This window comes from Gallaecimonas mangrovi, from assembly GCF_003367375.1.
Lineage (GTDB): Bacteria > Pseudomonadota > Gammaproteobacteria > Enterobacterales > Gallaecimonadaceae > Gallaecimonas > Gallaecimonas mangrovi.
Window position 1 is genome coordinate 3,760,340 of sequence record NZ_CP031416.1, and the last position, 25,462, is coordinate 3,785,801.

The 25,462-nt window shown below is 54.9% G+C and carries 30 protein-coding genes; 14 read left to right on the top strand and 16 right to left on the bottom strand.

The window, feature by feature from the left end; translation table 11 throughout:
• The first annotated feature begins 54 nt into the window (after positions 1-54).
• Both gcvA and DW350_RS17895 read left to right on the top strand, forming a co-directional pair.
• A complete protein-coding gene (gcvA, locus tag DW350_RS17890; protein WP_115720239.1) occupies positions 55-966 on the top strand; it encodes a transcriptional regulator GcvA in 912 nt (303 codons plus the stop codon).
• Positions 967-1,053: 87 nt separating this feature from the next.
• Positions 1,054-1,419 (top strand): tudor domain-containing protein, encoded by a 366-nt coding sequence (locus DW350_RS17895; RefSeq protein WP_115720240.1) that lies wholly within the window; start codon positions 1,054-1,056, stop codon positions 1,417-1,419.
• Here DW350_RS17895 and DW350_RS17900 read toward each other — a convergent pair.
• On the bottom strand, positions 1,401-1,736 hold the full coding sequence (locus tag DW350_RS17900) for a hypothetical protein (protein WP_115720241.1): 336 nt from the start codon (positions 1,734-1,736) through the stop codon (positions 1,401-1,403). The genes DW350_RS17895 and DW350_RS17900 overlap by 19 nt on opposite strands.
• 95 nt (positions 1,737-1,831) lie before the next feature.
• On the opposite strand from DW350_RS17900, the gene DW350_RS17905 reads away from it, so the two are divergent.
• From DW350_RS17905 to DW350_RS17910, 3 genes are all read left to right on the top strand, one after another.
• Positions 1,832-2,326, top strand: coding sequence for an arsinothricin resistance N-acetyltransferase ArsN1 family B (locus tag DW350_RS17905; RefSeq protein WP_115720242.1), 495 nt, complete (start codon positions 1,832-1,834; stop codon positions 2,324-2,326).
• A gap of 72 nt (positions 2,327-2,398) precedes the next feature.
• Positions 2,399-2,566: a hypothetical protein gene (locus tag DW350_RS19560; protein WP_192954735.1), complete on the top strand. Its 168-nt coding sequence runs from the start codon at positions 2,399-2,401 to the stop codon at positions 2,564-2,566.
• Positions 2,567-2,656: 90 nt separating this feature from the next.
• On the top strand, positions 2,657-3,292 hold the full coding sequence (locus DW350_RS17910; RefSeq protein WP_115720243.1) for a hypothetical protein: 636 nt from the start codon (positions 2,657-2,659) through the stop codon (positions 3,290-3,292).
• An 8-nt stretch (positions 3,293-3,300) separates the two neighbouring features.
• Here DW350_RS17910 and DW350_RS17915 read toward each other — a convergent pair whose 3' ends face one another.
• Positions 3,301-4,131, bottom strand: coding sequence for a CPBP family intramembrane glutamic endopeptidase (locus DW350_RS17915; RefSeq protein ID WP_115720244.1), 831 nt, complete (start codon positions 4,129-4,131; stop codon positions 3,301-3,303).
• On the bottom strand, positions 4,128-5,000 hold the full coding sequence (locus tag DW350_RS17920; RefSeq protein ID WP_264296812.1) for a LysR family transcriptional regulator: 873 nt from the start codon (positions 4,998-5,000) through the stop codon (positions 4,128-4,130). The genes DW350_RS17915 and DW350_RS17920 overlap by 4 nt, the downstream gene beginning before the upstream one ends.
• A 146-nt stretch (positions 5,001-5,146) precedes the next feature.
• Between DW350_RS17920 and DW350_RS17925 the strand changes: the two genes are divergently transcribed.
• The gene (locus tag DW350_RS17925) at positions 5,147-5,809 is read left to right on the top strand and encodes an NADPH-dependent F420 reductase (protein ID WP_115720246.1); all 663 of its coding nucleotides are present in this window, start codon (positions 5,147-5,149) and stop codon (positions 5,807-5,809) included.
• A 30-nt stretch (positions 5,810-5,839) separates the two neighbouring features.
• Here DW350_RS17925 and DW350_RS19725 read toward each other — a convergent pair whose 3' ends face one another.
• Positions 5,840-5,962: a hypothetical protein gene (locus DW350_RS19725; RefSeq protein WP_264296813.1), complete on the bottom strand. Its 123-nt coding sequence runs from the start codon at positions 5,960-5,962 to the stop codon at positions 5,840-5,842.
• A 32-nt stretch (positions 5,963-5,994) separates the two neighbouring features.
• The gene (locus DW350_RS17930) at positions 5,995-6,336 is read right to left on the bottom strand and encodes an FKBP-type peptidyl-prolyl cis-trans isomerase (protein ID WP_115720247.1); all 342 of its coding nucleotides are present in this window, start codon (positions 6,334-6,336) and stop codon (positions 5,995-5,997) included.
• 81 nt (positions 6,337-6,417) lie between these two features.
• Between DW350_RS17930 and DW350_RS17935 the strand changes: the two genes are divergently transcribed.
• Together DW350_RS17935 and DW350_RS17940 are read left to right on the top strand one after the other, a co-directional pair.
• Positions 6,418-6,855: a DUF2214 family protein gene (locus DW350_RS17935; RefSeq protein WP_115720248.1), complete on the top strand. Its 438-nt coding sequence runs from the start codon at positions 6,418-6,420 to the stop codon at positions 6,853-6,855.
• Between the two features lie 8 nt (positions 6,856-6,863).
• Positions 6,864-7,247 carry a hypothetical protein gene (locus DW350_RS17940; RefSeq protein WP_115720249.1) on the top strand — a complete coding sequence of 128 codons (384 nt, stop codon included), beginning with the start codon at positions 6,864-6,866 and terminating at the stop codon, positions 7,245-7,247.
• Between the two features lie 22 nt (positions 7,248-7,269).
• On the opposite strand, the gene DW350_RS17945 is transcribed toward DW350_RS17940, so the two are convergent.
• Positions 7,270-8,436 (bottom strand): nucleoside phosphatase, encoded by a 1,167-nt coding sequence (locus tag DW350_RS17945; RefSeq protein ID WP_115720250.1) that lies wholly within the window; start codon positions 8,434-8,436, stop codon positions 7,270-7,272.
• A gap of 73 nt (positions 8,437-8,509) precedes the next feature.
• Positions 8,510-9,049, bottom strand: a complete 540-nt coding sequence (locus DW350_RS17950) for a glutathione peroxidase (protein ID WP_115720251.1) — start codon at positions 9,047-9,049, stop codon at positions 8,510-8,512.
• Between the two features lie 165 nt (positions 9,050-9,214).
• Between DW350_RS17950 and DW350_RS17955 the strand changes: the two genes are divergently transcribed.
• The gene (locus DW350_RS17955; RefSeq protein ID WP_115720252.1) at positions 9,215-10,432 is read left to right on the top strand and encodes an MFS transporter; all 1,218 of its coding nucleotides are present in this window, start codon (positions 9,215-9,217) and stop codon (positions 10,430-10,432) included.
• Positions 10,433-10,470: 38 nt separating this feature from the next.
• On the opposite strand, the gene DW350_RS17960 is transcribed toward DW350_RS17955, so the two are convergent.
• From DW350_RS17960 to DW350_RS17970, 3 genes are all read right to left on the bottom strand, one after another.
• The gene (locus DW350_RS17960) at positions 10,471-11,331 is read right to left on the bottom strand and encodes an SPFH domain-containing protein (RefSeq protein ID WP_192954736.1); all 861 of its coding nucleotides are present in this window, start codon (positions 11,329-11,331) and stop codon (positions 10,471-10,473) included.
• Positions 11,332-11,369: 38 nt separating this feature from the next.
• Positions 11,370-11,822, bottom strand: a complete 453-nt coding sequence (locus tag DW350_RS17965; protein WP_115720253.1) for an NfeD family protein — start codon at positions 11,820-11,822, stop codon at positions 11,370-11,372.
• 75 nt (positions 11,823-11,897) lie between these two features.
• The gene (locus DW350_RS17970; protein WP_115720254.1) at positions 11,898-12,446 is read right to left on the bottom strand and encodes a glutathione peroxidase; all 549 of its coding nucleotides are present in this window, start codon (positions 12,444-12,446) and stop codon (positions 11,898-11,900) included.
• A 258-nt stretch (positions 12,447-12,704) separates the two neighbouring features.
• On the opposite strand from DW350_RS17970, the gene DW350_RS17975 reads away from it, so the two are divergent.
• The 3 genes from DW350_RS17975 (at position 12,705) to DW350_RS17985 (ending at position 16,095) form a co-directional block, all read left to right on the top strand.
• Entirely contained in the window at positions 12,705-14,612 is a 1,908-nt protein-coding gene (locus tag DW350_RS17975) for a S9 family peptidase (protein ID WP_115720255.1), read from the top strand.
• A 6-nt stretch (positions 14,613-14,618) separates the two neighbouring features.
• Positions 14,619-15,239 carry an FMN-binding negative transcriptional regulator gene (locus DW350_RS17980; RefSeq protein ID WP_115720256.1) on the top strand — a complete coding sequence of 207 codons (621 nt, stop codon included), beginning with the start codon at positions 14,619-14,621 and terminating at the stop codon, positions 15,237-15,239.
• Positions 15,240-15,306: 67 nt separating this feature from the next.
• The gene (locus DW350_RS17985; RefSeq protein ID WP_226911356.1) at positions 15,307-16,095 is read left to right on the top strand and encodes an AraC family transcriptional regulator; all 789 of its coding nucleotides are present in this window, start codon (positions 15,307-15,309) and stop codon (positions 16,093-16,095) included.
• 1 nt (position 16,096) lies between these two features.
• On the opposite strand, the gene DW350_RS17990 is transcribed toward DW350_RS17985, so the two are convergent.
• Positions 16,097-17,047, bottom strand: coding sequence for an alpha/beta hydrolase (locus DW350_RS17990; RefSeq protein ID WP_115720258.1), 951 nt, complete (start codon positions 17,045-17,047; stop codon positions 16,097-16,099).
• Positions 17,048-17,294: 247 nt separating this feature from the next.
• Here DW350_RS17990 and DW350_RS17995 point away from each other — a divergent pair, with 247 nt between their 5' ends.
• On the top strand, positions 17,295-19,526 hold the full coding sequence (locus tag DW350_RS17995; RefSeq protein WP_115720259.1) for a TonB-dependent receptor: 2,232 nt from the start codon (positions 17,295-17,297) through the stop codon (positions 19,524-19,526).
• A gap of 49 nt (positions 19,527-19,575) precedes the next feature.
• Here the strand turns inward: DW350_RS17995 and DW350_RS18000 are convergent, their stop codons facing one another.
• Together DW350_RS18000 and DW350_RS18005 are read right to left on the bottom strand one after the other, a co-directional pair.
• On the bottom strand, positions 19,576-20,544 hold the full coding sequence (locus tag DW350_RS18000; protein ID WP_115720260.1) for a 5'-methylthioadenosine/S-adenosylhomocysteine nucleosidase family protein: 969 nt from the start codon (positions 20,542-20,544) through the stop codon (positions 19,576-19,578).
• A gap of 70 nt (positions 20,545-20,614) precedes the next feature.
• Positions 20,615-20,992, bottom strand: coding sequence for a winged helix-turn-helix transcriptional regulator (locus DW350_RS18005; protein WP_115720261.1), 378 nt, complete (start codon positions 20,990-20,992; stop codon positions 20,615-20,617).
• A 102-nt stretch (positions 20,993-21,094) separates the two neighbouring features.
• Here DW350_RS18005 and gstA point away from each other — a divergent pair, with 102 nt between their 5' ends.
• Entirely contained in the window at positions 21,095-21,697 is a 603-nt protein-coding gene (gene gstA, locus DW350_RS18010; protein ID WP_115720262.1) for a glutathione transferase GstA, read from the top strand.
• Here gstA and DW350_RS18015 read toward each other — a convergent pair.
• The 3 genes from DW350_RS18015 to DW350_RS18025 form a co-directional block, all read right to left on the bottom strand.
• Positions 21,694-22,767: a glycerol-3-phosphate dehydrogenase/oxidase gene (locus DW350_RS18015; protein ID WP_115720263.1), complete on the bottom strand. Its 1,074-nt coding sequence runs from the start codon at positions 22,765-22,767 to the stop codon at positions 21,694-21,696. The two genes, gstA and DW350_RS18015, sit on opposite strands and share 4 nt — an antisense overlap.
• Before the next feature lie 33 nt (positions 22,768-22,800).
• Positions 22,801-23,904 carry a PepSY-associated TM helix domain-containing protein gene (locus tag DW350_RS18020; protein ID WP_115720264.1) on the bottom strand — a complete coding sequence of 368 codons (1,104 nt, stop codon included), beginning with the start codon at positions 23,902-23,904 and terminating at the stop codon, positions 22,801-22,803.
• A gap of 134 nt (positions 23,905-24,038) precedes the next feature.
• A complete protein-coding gene (locus DW350_RS18025; RefSeq protein ID WP_115720265.1) occupies positions 24,039-25,349 on the bottom strand; it encodes a cation:proton antiporter in 1,311 nt (436 codons plus the stop codon).
• Between the last annotated feature and the right edge of the window lie 113 nt (positions 25,350-25,462).

Below are 25,462 nucleotides of genomic sequence, written 5' to 3' on the forward strand. Positions count from 1 at the left end.
AAGCGAAGCTTTCTAAGCAAAATGCTGAGAATAATTCAGCAGTCAGGATCCCTCATGCGCCGTCTACCTCCGCTAAACGCTCTCAGAGTGTTCGAGTCTTCCGCCAGAAACGCCAGTTTTGCTGCCGCTGCTGAAGAACTTTTCGTCACAGCCTCGGCGGTCAGTCACCAAATTAAAACCCTTGAAGAATATTTGGGGGTGTCACTGTTCAGCCGTAATAAGCGCAGAGTGGAGTTAACCGCCGCCGGTGAACAGTATTTAACCTCGATTAAACACGCCCTGGACGAAATAGAAGCCGCCACCCAGCGCCTGGCGACCAGCCAGGAAAACAACGTGGTGCAAATCAGTGTGGCGCCCAACTTTTTAATTCGTTGGTTAATGCCGCGCATGGCGCGCTTTCAAGAGCAGTACCCGGACGTGGAACTGCAAATCAACGCCTCTATGGGCCTCATTGACTTTAACCGCGCTAGCACTGATATGGCCGTGTATTTTGGCAACGGCGAGTGGGAAGACATCGAGATCCACTTTTTACGCAAGGTGATGCTGATGCCGGTGTGTAGCCCCAAGCTGGCCACTAGCCGCTTGCCACTGGATAAACCCGAAGACTTGCGTAACCACACCATTATTTATGTCTCCAAACGCAAGTATGAATGGGAGAACTGGCTAAAGCAGGCCGGTGTACCCAACCTAAAACCCAAGGGCAGTATGCAAATTTCCAGTGGCCAGTTGGCTACCGCCGCCGCCCAAGAGGGCCTGGGGGTTGCCCTGGCCGACAGCACCTTAACGTCGCGGGAAATCGAGTCTGGCCGCTTGGTCGTACCCTTTGATATCAAGCTCGACACCTTAAAGGCCTTTTATCTGGTTTATCGTAAAAACCGGCCGTTAACCACGGGCATGAAAGCCTTTAAAGAATGGGTAATGGCGGAAATGCAGGCGCCTGACGCCCTGGGTGAAACCCCCAATTAAAGGCGATAGCGCCAATCGCTTGCCATGCGGCCGCCTTAAACGGCGGCCGTGTTAGTATCAGGCCCTGCAAACAGGAAGGGCAACGCCATGCACGCCTTACATCGCTACATTGCCGCTATTAATGCCGCAGTAAGCGACGCCACCATCAGCCAGCGCACCCTAACCGATAACCGTTATCAAGAGGCTGGCCTTGAAGTCGTTAGCCAGGAAGGCCTTTACACCTTCAGTGATGGGGTGGTGGTGCGTCGCCGCTTTGAAATGGAACAAAACCCAGCAGACAGCGCCCAGGCCTGCCCCGAATGCTGGATTGACTATCAGGTGATAAGCACACCCAAAGGTGTTGAGGTCAGCCCCCGGCAGAAGGCCTTTTCAAACAAATGCCAGGAGCTCTTTTGGCTGCGCATGACAACCCGCGACGGCCTTGCCAACGGCCCTCAATTGCGCTCGAAATAGAGATTGATCATGGTGTCGAGCAGCTGGTTAACCTTTTCTTCCAGGCCATCGACCGTTTGCTGATGTAAATTCAGCACCTTTTCGACTTTATCCCGTGAAATTGCCCGCCCATTTAAGGAATACTGCATCTCTGGCAAGGCCTTATCGTAACGGGGAATAATGTCCCAACGCAGGTAACGCCTGGCCAAGCGGTCAAAATGCTGCTGTGCGAGCTGACAAAAATCTTCAATGTGGCTAAGGCCATCTGGGCCAAGACAGCCAGGCTCAATACGGAAGGTCACATCGAGGATCAGTTCAGGTGCAGCAGCTTTAGACATAAGGTTGTTTTAGTAGGCCGTAAAGCTAGCAACTATAGCTTATTGGTGTTGCGGTTCCTGCTTTAAAAAAGGCCAAACAGCAAACCGGAGTAAAGATGCAAATTCGCCCAGCACAGGCAGATGACGCCAACGCGATAGCTGATATCTATAACCACTACATCCTCAATACCGGCGTTTCCTTTGAGGAAACACCGGTTAGCGGCGAGGAGATGGCCAAACGCATTGCCAAGGTGCAAGGGGGCGGTTTGCCGTGGCTGGTGGCATGCCAGCACAACCAGGTGCTCGGTTACAGCTACGCCACCCCGTGGAAAGAGCGCAGTGCTTACCGCTTTAGTGTCGAAAGTACCGTTTATGTCAAACAAGGCGAGGTTGGCCAGGGCCTTGGCAAAGGGCTCTACCTGGCTGTTATCGAGGCGCTAAAAGAAACCGAGGTCCGTAACGTACTTGGCGGTATTTCCCTACCCAACGCCGCCAGTGTGGCCCTGCACGAGAAGCTGGGCTTTACCAAGGTCGCACAGCTTAACAACATTGGCTATAAACAGGGGCAGTGGCTGTCGGTCGGTTACTGGCAGTTATCGTTATCTAGCTGAACAACAAGGCGTTAAAACTCACTTAAACGCCGGTCATTAGCCAAGATAAAGCGAGGTAGAAGGGAGCTTGGTATGCCACAAACGTTTCTCAGTGCTTTTCTTTTTGGCTTGGTGGCCGTGGCCTACGGCGTTGCCGCTGTGGTAGATAAGCAAATGGCCTTCTGGACCCCGGCCGCCCTTTTCGCGCTGGCCAGTATCGCTTTTGCCGCCAACGGTGTTTACCAGCGCCACGGCAGATAAGACGTAGCTCCCATTCCCCCGCCACCATCCTTGACGCCTTAGCAGCGATGTTCTTAGCTGCTAGCACTTATTCCATTCTCGAGGTGGCACATGGACCCGGCCGCTTACATTGCCATAACCATCTATAGCTTGGGCCTGATTGGCTGGTATTTGCTCTGGCACGCCTTGGTAGGGCTGCCGCTACTCAACAAACTGCGATACCTGCATATTCCTTTTTGGGGTGCCCAGTTTGTATTTATCGCCAATATCGTTTTAGGTGCCTTTGCGCCCCACATTGACTACCAAACCGAACTGCAGCTTTATCCCTACGTTGAAACCAATTCCACCACCGTCGCAGGTATGACCTTGGCCATCGCGGTGTTTTGGGTTTTCGTGAGTAAAAACAAACCGCTGGAAGAAACCGGCTCCCTGGTTAAAATTTTCCTTTGGCTGCTGCTGTGGTCATTTTTGATCGCCGTAATGGGTACCTTGCCGCTGTACTGGGTGCCACCTGGCGGCTACTGGTTAATGTGTTTAAGGCATCTAAAAAGCGTGCCGTTTTTCTACTCGCTGTTTTTACTTTCGTCAGCCTTAATCGTCTTTATGTATGAACTTCGCTATCGGCGTGAGCTTATCCACCAGCAAAGTGCCATTGCCTTTAGCCACGACATCAAGGACTGGCAGCCACCGCCCTCCAAAAGCCGCATGCGCTTGTTTGGCAAAAGTCGTAGCCACGAAGAGATTTAACAGCGGCCTTAGCGGCTCATCGGCCAAGTCAGCAATAATAGCTGCGTCATATTAAGCGCCCAGTGGCAAAACACCGCCGGCGCCAAGCGGCCCGTGAGCTGTACCATTAACCCGTAAAGCACGCCGGCCAGGGATGCGAGCAGCACATAAAGCCCGCCTCCGGCCAGATGAGCCACACCAAACAGCAGGCTGCTTAGCAAAAGCGCCGCTACCGGCCCGCTTTTATCGTGCAGCCAAGGCAGCAAAATTCCACGAAACAGCAGCTCTTCTGCGACACAGGTATTGAGTAAATTCGATACCGCCAACAGCGGCAACCAAGGCGTAAGCCCCGGTTGCCAAGCCACTAACCCAAGCGCAATTGCCAGCCACATTAAAAGGCCAATCCCCACCGGTACCAGTAAGGCCGCCCAGTAAGCTGACAGCGGCCAGGGCCGGGTAAAATGAGGCCTAAAAAGCGGGCACCACCCCAGCAACGACCACGCCACCAACACCTTATCGACATTGAGATAGAGATTGACCGGCACACTGCCCGGTTTCACCACCCATTGCTGGGCTAACTCAAGGCCGTGATAACCAGGCAAATGGTGACTAAAAAGCCCGTAGCTCACCACAAACCACAGCAGCCGTTGCGGCCAAATAAGCCAATCAGGGCCGCGCTTTTGCTGCATCCAGGCACTAAGGGCAACGTAACCAAGGGCGATGGCGACAAAGTGCCAGGAAAAAGGCCCGATAAGCAGCAGTATTAATAGCGCCACCGGCAGCCCGTAATAAAGCCGTTTGTCGCGGCTGATACCAGCCAGCAGCATCAGCAGTGAATAGGCCAATAACAGAACGCTCATTGCACTGCCTCGCCGTACCAGGCCATCACTTCATCAATCAGGGTCCGCATTACGGTGGTGCGATAGCGGTCTTGGCGATACACAAAATGCAATGGCCGCGACGGGCCACTAAAGTCCGGCATAACCTCAAGCAGCGCGCCGCTGGCGATGTGTTTTTTCACCATCACCTCTGGCGCCAAGGTTAACCCTTGCCCGGCCAGCGCCGCATGCAACAGCGCCTGGCTTTCGTTAATGCGCAGCCGCGACTGCGCTTTTACCTGCCAACGCTGACCTTGGGCGTCATCAAACTGCCAAATGTTGCGCACCCCCGGCGTGGCAAAGCAGTAATCCAGGCATTGGTGGCGTTCAAGGTCGCGAGGGTGAGCCGGTTTACCAAAGCGCGCCACATAATCGGGGGAAGCGCACAGCAGCAAGGTAAAGGGCGGCAGCGCCCGGGCGATCAGCGAGTCGTCATCTACCGGGCCAATACGAAAGGCGCCATCGACACTTTCTTCCAGCAAATTCACACGATGGTCGGCCAGGTTAAGCTCCAGCTCAATTTTCGGGTACTTGTCCAAAAAATGGCTAACAAAGGGCATCAGGCTGAAGGTGCCAAAGGTCTTGGCTGAGCTTAGGCGCAGGCTGCCTTGCGGCTCTTGGTCCAGCATTTGCGGCAGGGCATCGGCCACCTGCATGTCAGCCAAGATTTGTTTGCAGCGCTGAAAGTACTGGCTGCCAACGGCGGTGAGCTTTTGGCTGCGGGTGGTACGTTGCAGCAAGCTTGCCTTAAGGTGCGCTTCTAAGGTGGCGACGTGCTTGGCCACCATCTGCTGGGAAATGGCCAACTGCTGGGCCGCGGCGGTAAAAGAGCCGGCTTCCACCGTGGCCACAAAGGCCTCCATGCATTTGAGCTTGTCCACTATTCACCACTTTTGGTTGTAAGTATTAAAAACCTTACTGCATTTATCGATTTTAGGTAAGGCAATAACCTCTTGGTAAAGCGGCAAGGTGCCGCTGACAGACAGGAGACACAACCATGAAACTCGGTATTATCGGCGCTGGTTTTATTGGCCAGAATGTAGCCAAGCTGGCCCTGGCAGCAGGCCATCAGGTCATGGTGGCCAATTCCCGCGGGCCGCAAACCCTGTTTAGCTTTAAAGCCATGAACCCGGGCGTTGAAGTGGGCACGGTGGCAGAGGCTTGCGACTTTGGCGACATGGTGCTGCTGGCACTGCCTTTTGCCAATTATCCGCAACTGCCTGCCGACAAGCTCAGCGGTAAAATTGTGCTCGATGCCAACAACTATTACCCCGCTCGTGACGGCCATTTTGAGGCCTTGGATAAACACCACACCACCACCAGCGAGCTTATTGCAGGCCACCTAACGGGCGCGACGCTGGTGAAGGTATTTAATGCCATTATTGCCAGTGACCTGGCGACCGACGGCCGCCCCCAAGGCGCAAAGGATCGCCGGGCCCTGCCCATCGCCGGTGACGACGTAGCCGCCAAGGCCCAGGTCGTGGCGCTACTGGATGAAATGGGTTTTGACGCGGTAGATGCAGGGCCCTTGGCCGAAGGCTGGCGTTTTGAACGCGCCCGCCCGGTTTATTGTGTGGCCCTGAACAAGGCCGACCTTGCTGCGAAAATGGCCGCTACCGAGCGCTATGTTGACTTGCCCGAAACAACCTGGGCCGAGTAAAAAAACCGGGGGAGCTCCCCCGGTTTTCGGCTAGCGAATAACGTTGTCTCGCAGCAGCGACACCACTTCGTCAGTGCGCGTCGCTTTAACACCAAACAACGCGGTTGAAGCCACTTGGCCTGCGTTAATTTTGGGTGGCATTACCAGCGCCATGCGGTTGACCTTCACATCCAGCAGTGCCGGGGTTAGTCGTCTCGGGTCAGCACTTCTAACAGCTCAATTTCAAAATGCAGGTTGGAGCCGGGCTTAATGTACTGGCCAATTTGTCGATCGCCATAGGCCAATTCTGCTGGCACAAACAGCCGGCGTTTACCGCCCACTTTCATGCCCATCAGGCCGATGTCCCAGCCTTTAATCACCCGGCCGGTGCCAATCACACACTGAAAGGCTTTACCGCGACTGTAGCTGGAATCGAACTCGGTACCGTCTTCTAGGGTGCCACGATACTGAGTGGTGATCAGCGCTCCTTTCACCGCCGCCTTACCGCTACCTTCTACCAGGTCCTCAATTTGCAGCTGGTCAGTCATTTCAGTTACTCATTATTGGGAAAACGCTCATTTTATGAAACAGTAGACCGGTGACAACTGCTTATTGCATAGGGTTTTCCCATGGACGACATTTTTTTCCGTTACCTGCACTTTCTCGGCATGCTGGTGATGATGGCGGCACTAGTGTGTGAACACATGCTGCTTTCCCCCACCATGACCGCAACGCAATTAAAAAAGCTGGCCCGGTTGGACATTGTTTATGGCATTAGCGCCTTGGTGGTCTTTATTGCCGGCATTAGCCTTTGGTTCTGGGTGGGCAAACCAGCGGCTTTTTACAGCCAGAACTGGGTTTTCCACCTCAAAGTCACCCTGTTTGTACTGATACTGGCGCTGTCGATATTGCCGTCTTTGTTCTTTATTCGCGCCAGCAGAAGCGGCGCCGAGACGGTGGCATTGCCAAAAGTGGTTATCATGCTTGTCCGCACCGAAATGCTCGTGATGCTAATCATTCCGCTGCTGGCGGTGCTGATGGCCAAAGGGGTTGGCCTGAGCCATTAAAAAACGCGATGAGTTTTTCAAATAATTCAAGGGGTTTGTCCAATGAAGCAACGACCTTTTGCTACACCTGCATATGGCCGGCCTGTATCTTTGGCTTTTTCAGTGTCTTTCACCTCGGCTGGCTTGGCCTTATCAGCGCTCTGGCGTTAATCACCGTTACCTTAGTGAATTGGAACGACCCAAGCTTAAAAGACGATACCGTTACCCTTAGGCACCCTCGGCGTTGGTACGCCATTACCGCCGGCAGCGCTTTGGGTTCGGCGGTAATAGGCTTACTTATCCCAGCTTGGCAGCTGCTAGCAGAGGTGCTTGGGGTTGTGACGATTGTGCTATTGGCATCGCTTTACTTCACCATTTTGCGTGGTGACGACCTGCAAGACCCCCTTGAATAAAAAGGCGCCAACCGGCGCCTTTTTATAAACAGCCAAATTTTGACCAACGACACTGCTGCGGTTTGGCCTTGGCCAGGCAATGCTGGCTTTGACAAATCATCGCCCCTTCGGTCCAGTTGCTTTTCGCAGGCTTGGCGCTGGCCGGGATCTGTAAGTCGTGCAGGTATTTGGGCAGATAAGCGGCGCGAAAGCAGGCAGTTTGCGGGTGGTAGCAGGCGCCTTTTGTCAGGCAGCAGCGCTGCACCTGGTCACTTTCAAGGTAATTAAAAGCACCGGTCAGGTACCACTGGCTGACTTGTGCCAAGGCTACCGGCACGTCTCGGCGGCGCCCGACACGGCCTTTGTCATTAAGGTTGTATGGGTCTTTAAGCTCGCCGTCGTGGGTTAACAATAGCCGCTCACTGCATTGCTCAAGGCTCCAGCCTGGAATAACGGCGCCAATGCCGTACTGGCAGCGCTTGGGCAATTTATACACCTTGGCTGCCTCATCCTGGCCCAGGCCCAAAAAGGAATAGCTGTAAAACGGCAGCGTTTTACCGTCAATTTGGATCTGACGAATGGCATCGTCGTCGTGGCGGCAATAAAGGCAGGGAAAGGCCACTTGGCTGGATGCGCCGCCCATTTCCACCATGCCAATATTCAGCGTCTTTTTGGCTTTCGTTAGCGACAACCAGCCATAAAGCCCTTCTTCAAAGCCGCTGATGGTACGGGCCTTAACGCGCACTTTCGGGCCAACGGCAAATTGCACCTGCTGGCGCACTGCCATCCACAATACCTGGCTTAACCCCAGCTGTTGCTGCTCGGCAAGGCGCATACCGGCAGTGGCCAAAACCGACACGGATTTTAAAGCGCAGCGGTGCTGCCAGTCGTAGCCGTGCCAGGCAGGCTTGCCTTCTTTGCCTTTTGGACCGTTATGGCGAAACGCCTTGATGCTGTCGCCAAGGGCTTTGGCCACCTTAGGAATATCGTCAGCCGTTTGGCCGTTAATGCCGCGTACCGGGTCGGCCAGTGCCGGTGATGTTGGCCCGGCAAACTCGCGCCAACCGTGACCGGTGGCCTGATAAAGGTATAAGCGGGTACCACTGGAGCCAGCGTCAAACACCATTTGGCAGGCAGGTTTGGCCGCATGGGCCGAGGCGCTAAGCAAAGCGAAAAAGGCACAACAAACAACAACAGCGCGTTTAAACATAAGCCACCCAAAGACAAACAAGGTTGTAGTGTAAAGGCGGCAAAGAAAAACCGGGGCCTTAACCCCGGTTTTTTTAAAGCACTTCGCTTAGCAGGTTTTGGATGCGCGCGTCATCAACGGTAATGTCAGGGGCGAAACGGCCAGCCACCTCGCCTTGGCGGTTCACCACAAACTTTTCGAAGTTCCACATAATGGCATTAGCATCTTTCGGGGCCAGGCCATGCTGGTTCAACAATGCCAACAGTTCGCTGTTGTCATTTTTCACCGCTTCGGGCTTGGCCACCAGCAGGGCTTGGTATAGCGGATGAATGTCATCTCCGGTAACCGAGATTTTTTCCGCCACCGGGAATTCAACACCAAAAGTGGCGCGGCAAAAGCCGGCAATTTCTTCGTTGCTGCCCGGCTCTTGGGCACCAAAGTTGTTGGCGGGAAAGCCCAAAACCACTAAGCCCTGACCGCGGTGCTGCTCATAGAGTGCCTCCAGCGCTTCATATTGCGGGGTAAGGCCGCACTTGGAGGCCACGTTAACAATCAGCACCACTTTGCCAGCGAAATCGGCCAGGCTGGTGTTGGTACCGTCAATCAGTTTAAAGGGGATGTTAGTTAAGGACATACGAAACACTCCTTGGTTATCGCGATAACAATATAGCAGCAAGGTGCTTAGAACAAGCACTTGAGGAAAATCTCGCCCTGCGGCTAATCAAACGCCATTAGCCATTTCATAACGACGCAAATTCTGCTTTTATGAACGACCCGCCATCAAACAAGGAACCCTAACTTGGTCAACCGTTTAACCTCGTTACCACTGCTGGTTTGGGTCACCTTGCTTGGCGCTTTGCTGGTGCAGGGCACCTTCTTTATGGTGTGGCCGTTTTTATCCATTTTGCTGTACCAGAGATTTGCGCTGGGGCCATATCAAATTGGCGTGATCCTGTCGGTGGCCGCCCTGGCAGGCAGCTTGCTGGGTTTTTATGTCAGTGCCCTTTCCGACCGCTTTGGCCGCAAGCACATTATGCTGGCCTCAGGTCTTTGCTGCGCCTTGGCCTTTGTGGTGATGGCCATGGCCGACAGCGTGCATGGCTACGTGCTGGGCATTTTGCTGGTCTCCATTGGCCGTTCTATTTTCGGCCCTGCCACCCAGGCGCTGATGATTGACCAACTGCCGGAAAAACCCCGTCGCGAACTGGCACTGCAATTGCGCTACTTTGTGGCCAATATGGCGGGTGCGGCTGGCCCCTTGGTGGGAGTGTGGGTAGGACTGACCGCTAAACAATCCACTTTTTTTATTACCGCCGCCACCTACCTGCTGCTGCTGGCCATGCTGCTGTGGGCGATGAAAAGGGGCTATCGGCTGGCAGACAATACCTTGGGCAACCAAGGCTTTCGCCGCACCCTGATGCTGCTCGGCCAAGACCATGGCTTTTTGCTGTTGGTGCTGGCCAATATCTTACTGATGTTTGTGTACGCCCATATTGATTCGTCGCTGATCCAGTACCTGACTCGCGCCCATGTGCCAGCGCTAGTAAAGCTGATTTCGCAGCTGATTTTGGTCAACACCCTGACCATTATTTGTTTGCAGTTCCCGCTGCGGCACTTGCTTGGCCGCTGGGCCATCAGCACCCAGATGCAATTGGGGGTGGTACTCATTACCGTCGCCCAGCTCTGGTACGCCTTTAATCCGATGAGCTGGCATTTGGGCTGGCTTGGCGCCACTTTTGTGCTGAGTGTGGGCGAAGTGATTTTGTTTCCTAACATTAGCGTGCAGATTGATGACATGGCGCCGCCCGGGCTTAAAGGCGCTTATTTCGGGGCCGGGAATCTTTATGCTATTGGCTGGTCGTTATCGCCGTTAATTGGCGGCTGGATGCTGGAACACTATTCGGGCCGCATCCTGTATTTGTGGCTGGCGCTGGTCTCTATTGCGGTATTGGTGCTGTACGCCATGGCCAGTAAAGTGCCCAGGCCAAGTTGGCTAAAGACCGAAGCAAAGCTTTAAAAAAGCCCCGCTATTGCGGGGCTTTTTGCCGGTTTGGCTTATTTCATCATGCTGCCCATTAGCGAGCGCACTGCCGCCGGAATATCCCCCGGCAACACCACCAGTTTGCTGTTGGCGGAAGTCGACATATCTTTTATCGCTTCCACATAACGCTCGCCTAGCAGGTACATGACCGGCAACTCTTGGCCCTGCACCGCTTGCGACACCTTTTCGATGGCAGTTTGGCTGGCCGTTGCCAGCACCACTTGTGCCTCGGCGTCGCGGCGCGAGGCTTCCAGGCGCCCTTCCGCTTCCAAAATGGCGGCGGCTTTTTCACCGTCAGCGCGGGTTACGGTAGCGCGGCGGCTCCGCTCGGCGGCGGCCTGCTCTTCCATGGCTTTTTGCATGGTAAGCGAGGGGTTAATATCCTGAATTTCCACTGTTTTTAAAGTAATACCCCAGTCAGCAATATCATCAGAAATGCTGCCCTTGAGTTTGGCCTTAATGGCGTCGCGGCTGGACAAGGCGTCGTCAAGGTCCATCTCGCCAATAATGGAGCGCAGCGAGGTTTGCACCAGGGTTTGGATGGCAACACCATAGTTTTCAATGCCGTAGACGGCCTTTTCTGGCGACACGATATTGATGTAAGCCACGGCATTGGCAATGATCACGGCGTTGTCGCGGGTGATCACTTCCTGGGAGGGGATATCAAGCACGATATCTTTGGTAGTGATTTTGTAAGCCACCATATCGATATAGGGGATCACAAAATGTAAGCCCGGGCCCAGCGTCCTGCTGTATTTACCCAAGCGCTGAATGACGTATTTGGTGCCCTGGGGAACGATATTAACCCCCATAAAAATGGTCACCAGTACCAGCAGCAAGAACACTACCGATACAATCATGCCATTGAATATCATCTTCTCTTCCTTTTGTTAGCGCTATGCCAGCCTGGCGTTTAGCGTTTTTCCACAATCAGGGTGTTCCCTGACATTTCTAAAACAAAAATTCGGTCGCCGATAGCGACGTCACTTTGGCAGATAAAGGGCCATTCGTCGTCGCCCATTAGCGGCGTAGTAAAGCGGGCCACGCCGCGTTTGTCGCCCACCGGCACGGCAATCACCAACCCCGACTCGCCCTTAATGGCTTCGCTGGCATTACCGGCTTTACTTTTATCGCGCATCATCGGTTTGAAATAGCGGAACCACAACAGGGTGAAAAGCACCGAGGAGATGGCCCAAAGGCCCACTTGCCAGGGGTGAGAAAGCGCGGGGAAAAAGGCCAGCACCGCTGACACAACCAAAGCACCAAGGCCAAACCAAAACACCGTAAAGCTGGTAAGAAAAATCTCGACCATCAGCAAAATCATGCCGAAGACCAGCCAGTGCCAATATTGCAGGTCAAATTCCATTCTGGGTACGTGTTAAATGGCCATGGCCCATAGTCCTTTAAGCCAGCGGCTTACGCAACTTTCTTTGCCGCGCCGTTAGATCCCCAGTAAGGAATCGAGGGTGGCAGTAATGCGCGGGTCGTCTGGGGTAATGTCCGGGCGAAAACGCCCCACCACATTGCCGTGATGGTCAATCAGAAACTTCTCGAAATTCCAGGTGATTTGCCGGGCATCTTTTGGCAATAGCCCCATTTGCGAGAGCTTGGATTTCAGCTGGCTGTCAACATTGCCGGTGGCTTGAGGCTGCGCTTCTATCATGGCGGCAAACAGCGGGTGGATGTCTTCACCGGCTACCGATACCTTGGCGGCCATGGGAAAGGTTACCCCGTAATTGCCATGGCAGAACTCCATGATCTCCTGCTCCGTGCCAGGTTCCTGGCCGAGAAAGTTATTGGCGGGAAAGCCAATAATTTCAAAGCCTTTATCGCGGTAACGAGCGTAGAGCTTTTGCAACGCTTCATACTGCGGTGTCAGCCCGCACTGTGAAGCGACATTGACCACCAGCAATACCTTACCGGCAAAATCGTCAAGGGTAGCGCCCTTCCCATCGATGAGGGTAAAGGGGATCGATGTAATGGCTGACATGCTGCCTCCTTGTCGTTATTCGAGCACCCAATCGTACTCTTTTTATACAACAACCGTTTTGCCACCTTAAGGCAATGACTTTGATCAAGGACTGCCACCAAAGCCGCAAATCCTTGGCCAATTACAGGGTAACTTCTGTGATACGGGTAGCGATTCATCGCACTTGGCCCGGCAAAAGAGGCGATTGGCCCAAAAGCACAGGTTCACAAACCGGGCCTCACTTAGCTTGAATGGTCAGTCTTTTATCAGGAGTATTCCGTGGCGTTATCAAGCAAGTTTTGGCAAACCGGCCTGGCCCTGCTGGCGGCATCTTGGGGCTTAAGTGCCGCCCCCATCACCCCAGAGCAAGTGCTGTCACAAACCTATGTGTTTGACCCACAAATTGCGCCTGATGGCACCTCGGTGCTGTTTTCCATGCTCTCGACTCCCGATGAAAAAGGCATACGCACCACCGAGCTTTGGCAAGTGGCCACCCGTAAAGGGGCCAAAGCGCGGCAAGTGCTAAAAGGCGAGGCAACGGAGCCGCAGTGGACCAACGATGGCCACGCCTTTGGCTACCTGGCGGCAGGCAACAACCAAAAGCCGCAGCTTTTTATGCGCCGCCTTGATGGCAGCAGCCAGCAGCTTACCCACTTAACCGGCGGCGTTTACCAATATGCCTGGTCGCCAGACGGCAGGCAGGTAGCGGTACTGGGCCAGGAACCGGCCAATAACGACAAGCCCTATATCGAAGTGGATAAGCACTTTGCCCCCATCCACCTGTATTTACTCAACCTTAAATCCGGCAAGCTGCACCGCCAAAGCCTGGGCGGCATGAGCATCAGTGGCGTGCGCTGGGGGCCAAAAAGCCAGCGGCTGGTGGTGCGCTTGGCCGAAACCTCGTCTATCAACAATTACTTTTACCACTCCAGCCTGCACGTGCTTGATTTGGCGTCAGGCAAGCTTGGCAAGGCCTTTGAGCATAGCGCCATAAATGACTTTAGCTGGGCCCCCGACGGCCACGCCATTGCCTATTGCCGGCTCAACACCGGCGGTATTGCCGAAACCTGCCACCAGTATTGGCCCGCTACCGGTAAAAGTGCGCGTTTGCTGCCTCACTACCACGGCGCCATTCCGTCCTTGGCCTGGATGCCCGACAGCCGCCACATGATGATGATGGGCTTTTTCGGCGCCCACCACGAAATTCTCTGGGTCGACACAAAAACCAATACCGTTGATAAAAAGCGCCGCATCAGCGCCTTTGAAGCCACATTAACCTTGAGCCGCGATGGCAAAAAAATGGCCTTTAGCGGCGACCGCACTGACCACCCCAACGAGGTGTGGCTGATGCAAAACAACACCCTGACCCAGCTCACCAATACCAACCCACAAGTGGACGCCTGGCCAAAAGCGCAAGTAAAAGAGGTGCACTGGCAGTCGAGCATCGACGATACGCCCATCTATGGCGTGCTACTGACACCACCCGGTTACAAGGGTGATAAACCGCTAAAAACCGTGGTGGAACTGCACGGCGGCCCGGAATGGCGCTGGAGCTATGGCTGGCAAAGCTCCTGGCACGAATGGGGGGTAATGCTGGCCTCGCGCGGCTATGCGGTATTGCTGCCCAATCCACGGGGGTCAGTGAGCCAAGGGGTGGCCTTTTCCCGGGCGGTGATCAACGACTGGGGCGGCGGCGACTACCAAGACATTCTTGACGGCGTCGATATGCTGGAAAAAGACGGCATTGCCGACCCCAAACATCTGGGCATTGGCGGCTGGAGCTACGGCGGCTACATGTCGGCTTGGGCGGTAGGCCATACCGACAGGTTCAAGGCAGCGGTGGTCGGCGCGCCGCCGGTTGATTTGGTGAGTTTCGTCAACACCACCGACACCCCGGACTTTACCCTGGGCTACTTCGGCACCGCCGCTGATAACCTCAAGCTGCTGCAACAGCGCTCACCCATTAGCTACCTGAAAAACGTGCATACGCCGGTGTTGGTGATGCAAGGCCAACAAGACACCCGGGTGCCGGTTACCCAGGGTCTGGCCTTTTATCGCGGCTTAAAACTGCAAGGCAAAACCGCTGAAATGGTCGAATATAAAGGCGCTCCACACTGGATAAGCAACGGACTTCACCAACGTGACATCATGCACCGCATGCTCGATTGGTTTGGCAAATATCTCTGAGGAATTATGTACGTACCTGAGCCTTACCGCGCGGCATCGCTAGCTGAGCAACAACAACTGATTGAAAGGGTGCGCATGGGCACCCTGGTTACCGCTAGTCCAGGCTGGCTGGCCAGCCCGCTGCCGTTTACCTTAAACCGCGAACAGGGGCCTTTCGGCACCCTTTATACCCACATGGATAAGGCCAATCCGCTGTGGCAGCGCCTTGTAAACGAACCCGAGGTGCTGGTGACATTTTGGGGGCCCAATAGTTACGTTTCGCCCAGCTGGTATGGCACTACGCCTCGGGTACCCACCTGGTATTACGGCGCCGTGCACGTTACCGGCACAGCCAAGCTTATTACCGACGCCGAGCCGCTAATGGCCATTCTTAACGACCTTACCGAACAAATGGAGGGGCCTGACAGCCCCTGGCACCTCAGCCAAGTCAGTGACTACGCCGACCGCCTGGTTAAACACATCATCGGTGTCGCGGTCCAAATTGGTGCAATGGATGCACAAATTCGGGTCGGTCAAGGGGATAACGCCGCCGACGCTACGGCCGTAGAGCAAGCGCTCAAAAGCGGAGAGCCAGGCCAGCAGGCAATGGCATCTTTTATGCAGCAACGAAAAGAATCAAAGCCTTAGCTTAAACTGTGGCACCGGGGGGGTGTTTGCCACAAACCGTTACAGCCAACATCGAAGGAGCGCTATTGTGGAACAGTCCAGAGTCAGAATGCCCAGTTCAGTACTGCTAGAAAGTGCCAAGCGCTCTGTGGTGACCCTCAAGGACGACTACCCGGCCAACCATTATGATGGCCGCCACCGTCATGACCGCGGCGAGTTCCTGTATGCCACCAACGGCGTGATGGTGGTGACTACCGACACCAGCAGCTTTGTGGTGCCGCCGCACCGCGGCCTGTGGATCCCGGCCGGTATTTACCACGCTGCCCATGTGCGCAGCAGCTTGTCGCTACATTGTCTGTTTATCGAGCAGGGCAGCCACCCGGGGTTGCCTGACAGCTGTATGGTCGTTGGCGTCAGTGAGCTGTTACGTTCACTTATTGTGCAAGCGATGTTGCTGCCTGCCGAGTACGACGAAAGTAACCGCGAAGGGCGCATCATGCAGCTGATCGTTGACGAGATAGCGCTCATGAGCCACGAACCCTTGCTGCTACCAATGCCGCAAGACACCCGGTTACTTAAAGTCTGCCAGCAGTTTTTGAATGACCCCACCCAGGAGCAAGACCTAAGCGACTGGGCCGATGTGGCCTGCATGAGCCGCCGTTCCTTCACCCGCTTGTTCCGCCAGCAAACACAGCTGAGCTTTACCGCCTGGCGCCAGCAAGCCCGCCTTAACGAAGCGCTGTCGCGGCTTTCAAACGGTGCCCCTATAACCACCGTTGCCATGGACGTGGGCTACAACAGCTCCAGCGCTTTTAGCGCCGCCTTTCACAAGGTGTTTGGGGTGCCGCCCAGCAAGTTTGCAACGGCACTGAGCTGATTTATAAGTAGCGGCGTAGCCAGTCTGCCCCGGCCGCAATCGCCTGACGGGCAACCTTGGCGCTGGCCATGGCTTCAATAAAGCTGTGGGTAGCACCCATAAAGGTTTTGGCTTCACTGGTTACTCCGGCCTGTTGCATCCGCGCCGCCAGCTGCAAGCCCTCGTCCGCCAGCACATCACACTCGGCCACCACCACCAGCGATGGTGGCAAGCCGCTAACATTGGCCAAAGCCAGGTTGGTTTTGGGGTCGTCGCGGGCGGCATCGCCCAAGTAGTGCTGCCAAAAAGTGAGCATTTCATCGCGGGCCAGTACATAGTCAGGGCCATCATAAAGCGTAAAAGACGCGTGCTGGCAGCGCGGGTCCAGCGCCGGGTAATTGAGCAGCAGCGCCTTGACCATGGCACTACCCTGCGCTTTTAGCGCCAAGGCACTGGCCAGGGATAAATAGCCCCCGGCCGAATCGCCGCCTAGGGCAAGGCGCTGGCTATCAAGGCCCAAGGTTTGGCTTTGCGCTTTAAGCCAGGCAATGGCGTCCAGGCAGTCGTCGAGGGCAGCCGGGCTTGGGTGTTCCGGCGCCAACCGGTAATTCACCCCCAACACCGCTACCCCGGCCTGGGCGGCGTATTCGCGCATCAACCGGTCGTGGGTATCAATACTGAAATAGGTCCAGCCGCCGCCGTGCAGATAGATAAGCACCGGCAGCTGGGGCTGGTTGCTGGGCCGGTAAAGACGCAGGGTTACCCCGTCTTTTAAACAAAATTCCTGGCAGCTGTGCATGGCCGGGCCCCCTTCCCGAAAAGGGGCTCGCACCTGTTCAATCACCGCTCTGGCTTCATCGAAAGACAAGGGGCTTAAGTCACCAAAGGCTTGGTAGCGGGCGGCCAACTGGTCGCGAAAGTCAGCTATCTCTGGGTCAAGGGGAGCGGGGCTCGTTACATGGGAAAGGGACATGGTGTCTCACAGTCGGTCTATTTATAGCGTTATATCCTGCGCTACACAGGCCAATTTGCCGCCCGAGCTGGGCCAGTGTTCGCCAATTTTGGGCCACTCATAACAAGCCTTTTAAATTCTGCGGCCAAGGCCACAGTCGCTGGCCCAGTTACCAACAACATTGGCCCTTCGCGGCAGGTTTACTGCACAGATTTCCGACAGCATCAACCTCAACGACTGAAACAAAAGCGTCACGAGGCTTAAACAGATGCGTACTTCGACCCCCAACGCCAAGTCCTGGCTGGCCCTGTGTATTATGGCTGCTTTAGGCACTTCCTTTAACGCTCTGGCTGCCGAGCAAACCGCAGCCAGTAACGCCAACAGCACCACTCAAAGCGATAAAACCAAAGATAAAGACATTGAAACCCTGACCGTTACCGCGTCCAAACGTAAAGAAAGCATTCACGACGTGGCAGGCTCGGTATCGGCCATGGGCCAAAGCAAACTGGAGTCCCTGGCAGCGCAAAGCTTGTCAGACTACGTGACGCAAATGCCGGGGGTGTCGTTTAACGACTACCAGCCTGGGGTGTCAGAGGTGGTGCTGCGCGGCATGTCATCCACCACTTATCACGAGCAAAACCAAACCACCACCGGTTACTACCTCAACGAAATTCCCTTGAGTGAACCGGGCTGGCCGGTGGTGATCCCCGACATCGACACCTTTGACCTTAAACGGGTGGAAGTGCTGCGCGGCCCGCAAGGCACCCTGTTCGGTTCTTCATCCCTTGGCGGCCTGATTAACTATGTGGTCAATGAAGCCAGTACCGACGGCTTTGATGCCGCCGTGCAAGCCGGGGTAGATAACACCGCCCATTCAGACGACACCGGCTATAACCTCAAAGGCATGGTAAACCTGCCCATCACCAGTACCTTTGCGGCAAGGGCGGTGGTCAGCACCCATAAAAAAGCCGGTTTTCTCGATAACACCGGCACCGGCCAAAAGGATGCCGATCAAACCAAAACCAACGGCGGGCGCTTGTCGCTGGTGTGGAAACCCACCGACAGTACCAAGCTAAGCTGGCTGTCGATGCACCAAACCATTGATGCCGAAGACCAAACCTATGCCAACATTGGCACCTACACCCGGACCACACAAATTCCCGAACCGATGAAGCCTGAGTTTACGGTGCACAGCCTGCGCCTAGACCAAGACCTGGACTTTGCCACCCTGACGGTACTGGGCGCCTACGCCAAAAAGGAAAGCCACTCGCAGTTTGACTACAGCAGCTATTACAGCAGCGGTTACCTAGGCGGCGACTACGTGGCTGACCACAGCTATGCCGACTCGAAGATGTATAACATCGAAGCGCGCCTGACCTCGCCCGACAACCAGCGACTGCGCTGGATAGCGGGCACCATGTACAACAGCACCAAGAAAAGCTCGGTTGACCAAGACTATGTACCGGGCTCGGAAGACTACATAAACAACAACCCCGACACCTACGGTGCAGACCAGGGCGCGGCGCTGGCAAGTGGCGACATTATTTACGATTACCGCACCCACCAGAAATACACCGAAAAGGCCGTATTTGGTGAAGCCAACTACGACTTTACCCCCCAGTGGACCCTCACGTTGGGCGGCCGCTATTTCCGTACCACCACCCACAGCCAATTGCAGCAGGCCGCCGACCTTTTGGGTGGCGATGGCTTTAACTACAGCCAGGACGCCGACGACACCGGCTTTACCCCCAAAGTCAGCCTGCGCTACAAGCTCAATGCCAATTGGATGTTCTACGGGCTGTATTCCGAAGGCTATCGGGTAGGTGGCGCTAACCCGGTGCCGCCCACAGGCGATGATAATACGCCGCTAACCTTCGACGCCGATACCGACAAAAACTATGAGCTGGGGATGCGCTCTGAGCTTTTTGACGGCAAAGTGGTCTTTAATGCCACCGCCTATTTAGTGGATTGGGACAACATTCAAGTACGGCTATTCCGTGATGACGGCTTTGCCTACGTTATGAATGCCGGTGGCGCCCGTAACAAAGGGGTGGAAAGCGCCATTCAGTGGAACATCAATGACAACCTGACCTGGAACACCAACTTTACCTACCTTGATGCCCGCCTAACCCAAGACCTGGAAACGTCTTCTGGCACCATTGCCGACGGCACCGCCATGCCAGGAGCATCGCACTGGACGGTCAATAACAGCCTGACCTGGTACATGAACCTGCCTTGGAGCCCACGGCTTATTCTGACCCACCAGTATCTGTCTAAGGCGCCGGTAACCTGGAATTCGGAAGTACAAAGGGGCGATTACAACCTCTACAACCTCAAAGCCAGCGTGGTGAAAGGCCCTTACGAGGTTAACTTCTACATCAATAACCTGTTTGACCAATACGGCATTGTCAACGCTCCCTACGCCACCCCAAGCTCAATGCTTGGCACCGTGGTGCGGCCAAGAACCATTGGCCTGACATTCTCCTGGAAGTACTACTAACCGCGACGAGAATGCAAAAAGCCCCGCCATTGGCGGGGCTTTTTGCTACTCAAGACAGCTTATCCAACATCGCCAATAACAGCTCGGCGGCGGTGCCAGAGGCGATGGCATCAAACACATTTTCGGTATTTTTGCCTTGCTGGCCACCTGCCAAGTCACTTACCGAGCGGATCACCACCCAGGGCACGTTATTCACAAAACACACCTGGGCCAGCGCCGCCGACTCCATTTCGGTAACGTCAGCCCGATAAACCCGGCGCAACCATTGCCGGTAGCGGCTGTTATCTAAAAACACCGAGCCGGTAACGCCATTGCCGCCCACCGACACCTGCACTTTGCGGCCCGACGGCATCTTGATGGTAACGGCGCTGGCCGCGGCTTTTACCGCCGCCAATAGCTGGCTGTCGGCACTGAAATAAGGCATAGGCTGGCGCTGCTGCCAGCCGTCTTTAATCACTTTCACTTCGTTGGGGAAGATAAAACCAAACGGCTGGTAATGCGGCCGGTTAGGGTCGGATTTCGCCAACTGTTGCCACTTTTTCAGCTCGGCCTGGTAGTAATCGGGCAACAGATATTGGCCTTTGTGGGCCGGGTCAGGATTGGCATAAACCGCTTCGTCGTGATAGTACCAGCGCGCCGGCACGGCGATGTCGCCAGGGTGAAATTTTGGGTTTACGCCACCGGCAATGCCCATCATCACTACTTGGCCAACCGGGAAGTAATCAAGCGCCATTTGCATGGTCATGGCGGCATTGGTGACCGATACCCCACTGGCAAAAATCAGCAATTTTTTGCCTTTGTAATGGGCAAGCTGGTAGCGCACACCGCGAAAGGTTTGGGTTGCACTAATGCTGGCATCGGGGCTGCTGGCAAGCGCTTTATCAATGGCGGCCATTTCCGGCTCATAGGCGGCCACTATTGCCAGCCAATCACGCTTGGCAAAATCGGCAGGGCCGAAACTGGCTGCCCACAACGGCAGGCAAAACAACCACAATAACGTTATTCGCAGCACGGCCATGTGTTAAATCCTTGTTTAATAAAACAACAAGGTGGCACAGCAGCCGGCAAGCGGCAATAACTGCCAGCGCTTACTGTGACGCCGACATCGCCGAATGAATGGTGCTGATGTTGTGTTCAACCCAGCGATTAAGAGCACTGATCGGCTCACCAAGGGAAACCCCCAGCTCGGTAAGCTGATACTCAACCCGCGGCGGCACTTCGGGGTAAGCGATGCGTCTGACCAAACCAAAGCGTTCCATTTTTCTAAGGTTCTGGATCAGCATCTTTTCAGAGATCCCACCGACCCGGCGCCGTAGCTCACCGGTGCGCGCCGGCCCTTGCTTGGCCAGGGTGTAAAGCACTAGCAAAGCCCATTTATCCCCCAACACTTCCAGCAGGCTTCTGGCTGGGCAATGGCTGTTCAGCACATTACCTGTCCAGACTCCCGCTTCACTGCTTTGGCTCATCGCTGTTCCTGCCCCTCTCAAAACTTACCAAAAGGTAAGTACTTGTTTTTAAGAAAGCAATATTTACACTCAAAGCAAACCCATTGTGACGCTAGGATCCCCATGAAGCTTTATTACAAGGCCGGTGCCTGTTCCCTTTCTCCCCATATTATTCTTGAAGAGCTGGAACTGCCTTACACCACCGAAGCGGTAGATACCAAAACCAAAAAAACCGAGACCGGTAGTGACTACTTGGCTATTAACAGCAAGGGCTACATTCCGGCGCTACTGCTGGATAACGGCCATTTGCTGACCGAAGGCATTGCGATTGCCCAGTATCTGGCTGACCAAAAACCCCAAGCGGGCCTGCTGCCAGAAAAGGGAGAAACCCGTTATCAAGTGCTGAGCCTGATGGCCTTTATTGCCACCGAACTGCACAAATCCCTTGGCGTTTTTTTCAACCCCAACGCACCTGAAGAATGGAAGACGGCGGTAGGCGCCATGCTCAATAAGCGCTTTGCCTGGGTAAGCGAGCAGATCGGTGAGCAGGATTATCTAACCGGCAAGCAATTTACCATTGCCGATGCCTACCTCTTTACGATTCTGAACTGGACCCGCTTTTTAAATATCGACCTGTCCCCTTGGCCGAACCTTGGCGCCTTCTTGGCGCGCGTTGCTGAGCGTCCAGCGGTACAAAAAGCCCTCAAAGCCGAAGGCCTTATTTAATCGGCGCTAACCGCATCGGCCACAGTCCGGGCCAACGCCCGGGCTGTGGTCCATTTACCACCGCTTACCGTTAACACCCGGCCTTGCCAATCAAGGGCAAATTCACGGCTCAAGCGGCTGGTACTTTGTGCGGCCGCCAAAAGTGGCCTAACCCCGGAAAATTCCCCCACAATATCCTTCTCAGTCATCCCTTTTAAAAAGTGGTGGTTATACACCGCCAGTAAGTAGCGGCGCTCTTCATCACTACACTGCACCGGTTGCTCTATGCTTTGCAGCACTTCGGTGGTGCCAAGCAAACTGTGCTGGCCATGGGGCAATACAAATACCACCCGTTCCTCACCGGGCACCTCCAGCATTAAGCCATGTTGGCGCTCACCGGGTAGCAGCAAATGGCTGCCCCGCACCAGGCTTAATGGCCGGCCCGGTTGCATGCTTGAATCCAGCAACAACTGCTGGCTCCAGGGCCCGGCCACATTCACCACGGTGTCAAACTGCTGCATGCCGGAATCCAGTACCACCAGCCCTTGCCCATCCAGCGCCAGCGCTGGCCGGTTTTCAAAAATTTTTACCCCGCTTTCCCGGCACTGTTCTGCCACCCAAAGCCCGAGCTTGTTGTCATCAAGCATTTGGCCGTCAAAAAAGCAGTAAGCGCCCAGCAAGCCCCGGCGCTCCAGCGTCGGTTCAATGGCCAGCACCGCTTGGTGGCTCAGCCAGCGGTGGCGGCCCAAGCCCTTGCCCAAGGCCATGGCGTCATAAAGGGTGAGACCGGCTTTGATGCGCCAACGGCTGCGTTGGCCTTGGCGATAGATGGGATAAAGTAACGGCAAGCGCCTTGTGAGCTGCGGGGCGTTATCCAGCCACCAGCGCCGCTCGGCAAGCGCTTGATAAACTAGGTGAAACTGGCCTTGTTCTAAATAACGCAAGCCACCGTGCAGTAACTTACTCGAGGCGCTGCTGGTGGCCGCCATTAATTGTGCCTTTTCAAACAGCGTCACCTGATGGCCGCGTTCGGCCAGTTCCCAGGCCGCACAGAGTCCGTTAATGCCACCGCCTATTACCGCCACCCGCATGGCTCTCTCCCAGTGCCGTGTCAGCTTACATCTTTAGCCGCGATCGGCTGCCAAAGCCATACGGCGACGTTGTGAAAGTCGTTTTTTGCTACGTCGGTGCCACCAAAGGTAACTGCCGGTGGCAGCCAGCAGCAGCGGCATTAGCCCAACCAGGCTCCAAAGCAGTTTCGACAGCAAGCCGCCGAAACTGCCAAAATGCAGCAAGCGGTAGCTATCGAGAATTTGCCCACCAAGGCCCATTTGACGAATATCCCACTGGCTTTGAAAGGCGCCGCTCTGGGCGTCAAAACTCACGCCGCTGGCGTAGTCTGATAGCAGCGGGTTCGCCGACGGTACCGCCCCGTAAAAACTGATGGCCATGCCTTGTTCATAAGGCAGCAGCAAATAGGTGGCTTTAAAGCCGCTAACACGCTTTTCGGCCTGCTGGCGAAGCTGCTCTAACGGCAATTGGTCGTTGTAGAGCCGCTGGCTCACCGGCAGGTCCGTATGTTCAAACTCGTGCGCGGCGTACTCGATATTCCACCAAAGCCCGGTAAAGGCCAGCACCAGCAACACCGGAGACGCCAGGGTACCCACCAATTTGTGGGTGTCCGACAGCGCTAGGCGCAAGTCTTTGCCCCAGCGCAAGGTGAAAAGACGCGTGTAAAACTGGCGATAAAGCACCAGCCCGGAAAGGCCCAAAAACAGCAAAATAGCGCCATAGACCGCGCCCAGTACCATGCCGGTTTCAGCCAGTAAGAATTGGTAGTGAAATTCGCTAAGCCAGTCGGTGAAGTGGTGATTAACCGGCAGCGGGCCACTGAGCAGCCGGCCCTGATAGGGGTCGAGGTAGAGCTTGAACCAGTCACTGCTGTGGCGGCGAATAAGATAAACCCGGTCGGCACTGTGTTTGTCGTCAAACAATTCCCAGGCCCCCAGCTCATAGCTCGGCCACTGCCGGTTGATGTCGGCGGCCAACGATTCTAGCGGCAGCCGCGTTGCCGAAGCGCCGGCGGTTAGCGTTACCTCGGCTGGGCGCAACAGGCCATCAAGCTCATTTTTGAACACCAAAATGCTGCCGCTAACCGACATTAAAATCAGCGGCAACAAGGCAAAAAGCGCCAGCCAGGAGTGCAAACGGAACAGGGTTTTGCGCATAGCCACTCAGTAATTAGCAACAATTCTCATTTCGATATTGTTACTAACTTGTAAGCAGCTGTCGAGTGATTACAGGCCTTAAATGCCACAAAAAAACCGGCCATTAAGGCCGGTTTTTATTGAGCAATAGCGGCTTATTCGCCGTCGCCGAGTTTTTCACCCCGGGCCTTGGCCGCCGCAATGCTTTGGCGAATTAACGGCGAGATAGTCAGGCCCTGCACGATGATGGAGAAAATCACCACCATGTAGGTCATCAGCACCAATAAGCTGTGTAAGTCGACGTTATGCACCATCACCTTGCCACTGGGAATAGAGGCTGCCATGGCCAGCGCCAGGCCACCACGCAAACCACCCCAAGTAAGAATTTTTACCGAGTTTACGTCGTAGCTGCGAAAGCGGCGGAACACTGAGAACGGCAGAATGACACTGATAAAACGTGCCAGCAGCACCAGCGGGATCATCATCAAGCCAAGGCCAATTTCTTCCATGGAAATAGGCATGGTAACCAGCAGCAAGCCAATGATCAGGAACAATAAGGCGTTCAAGAAGCTGTCGGTGGCGTGCCAGAAATGCTGCACGTAGAGGTTTTCGTGGGCATCTTCAGGGTCTTTAACCGGCAGGCGGTCACGGGTGACGTTACCGATAAAGATACCGGCGACCACCATCGCCAACGCGCCGGAGATATCCATGATGTTGGCCAGGGCAAAACCGGCAGACGGAATGGTCATGGTTACCAGCAAGCGGATGTTGGCGTCTTTAGACAAGATAAGCAGCACATGGCCAATCAGCGCCAGTACAAAGCCAAACAGTACGCCGCCTACCGCATCTTCTAAAAACAGATGGGCAACACCACCAAAGGTTGGGGAACCGCCAGAGAACGCCACGGCGAAAATGGTGGTAAAGACCACCAGGCCAACACCGTCGTTAAACAGCGACTCGCCTTCCACCTGAATAGAAATACCTTCAGGGGCACGCATTTGTTTGATGATGGCCAGCACCGCAATGGGGTCGGTGGGGCTAATGAGGGCGCCAAACAGCAGGCAGTAAATGAACGGTACTTGCCAGCCCACCAGACCCAGCAGCCAGTAGCTGAGGTAGCCCACGATAAAGGTCGATGCCAGTGTCGAGAACAACACCAAAATGGTGATTTCCCAGCGCTGCTTGCGCATGGCGTGCAAGTCAATTTCCAGTGCCCCGGCAAAAAGCAGGAAGCCGAGCATGCCTTTTAGCAGCAGCTGGTTGAAGTTCAGCCCGGATACGATGTGTTCCAGCGCTAAAGCAGTATCAGCCCCGGCGAACTTTCCGGACAAAATCAACAACAAAGACAGCACCACCGAACCGGTAGTGATGGCAATAGTGCTTTGCAGTTTGAGAATATATTGGTTGCTAAAAGCAAGGAAGACGGCCAGAGCCGACAGAAAGCAAATCAAATACCATGCATTCATGGACTACATCCTGATTAAGTTAGAGCAGTTCTGACTGACAGTAAAAACAGTCGCCGCAAGCCCCATCAACGATGGGTCTAGCGAAGGCCAGATCCATTTTTTGCCCAAGATCG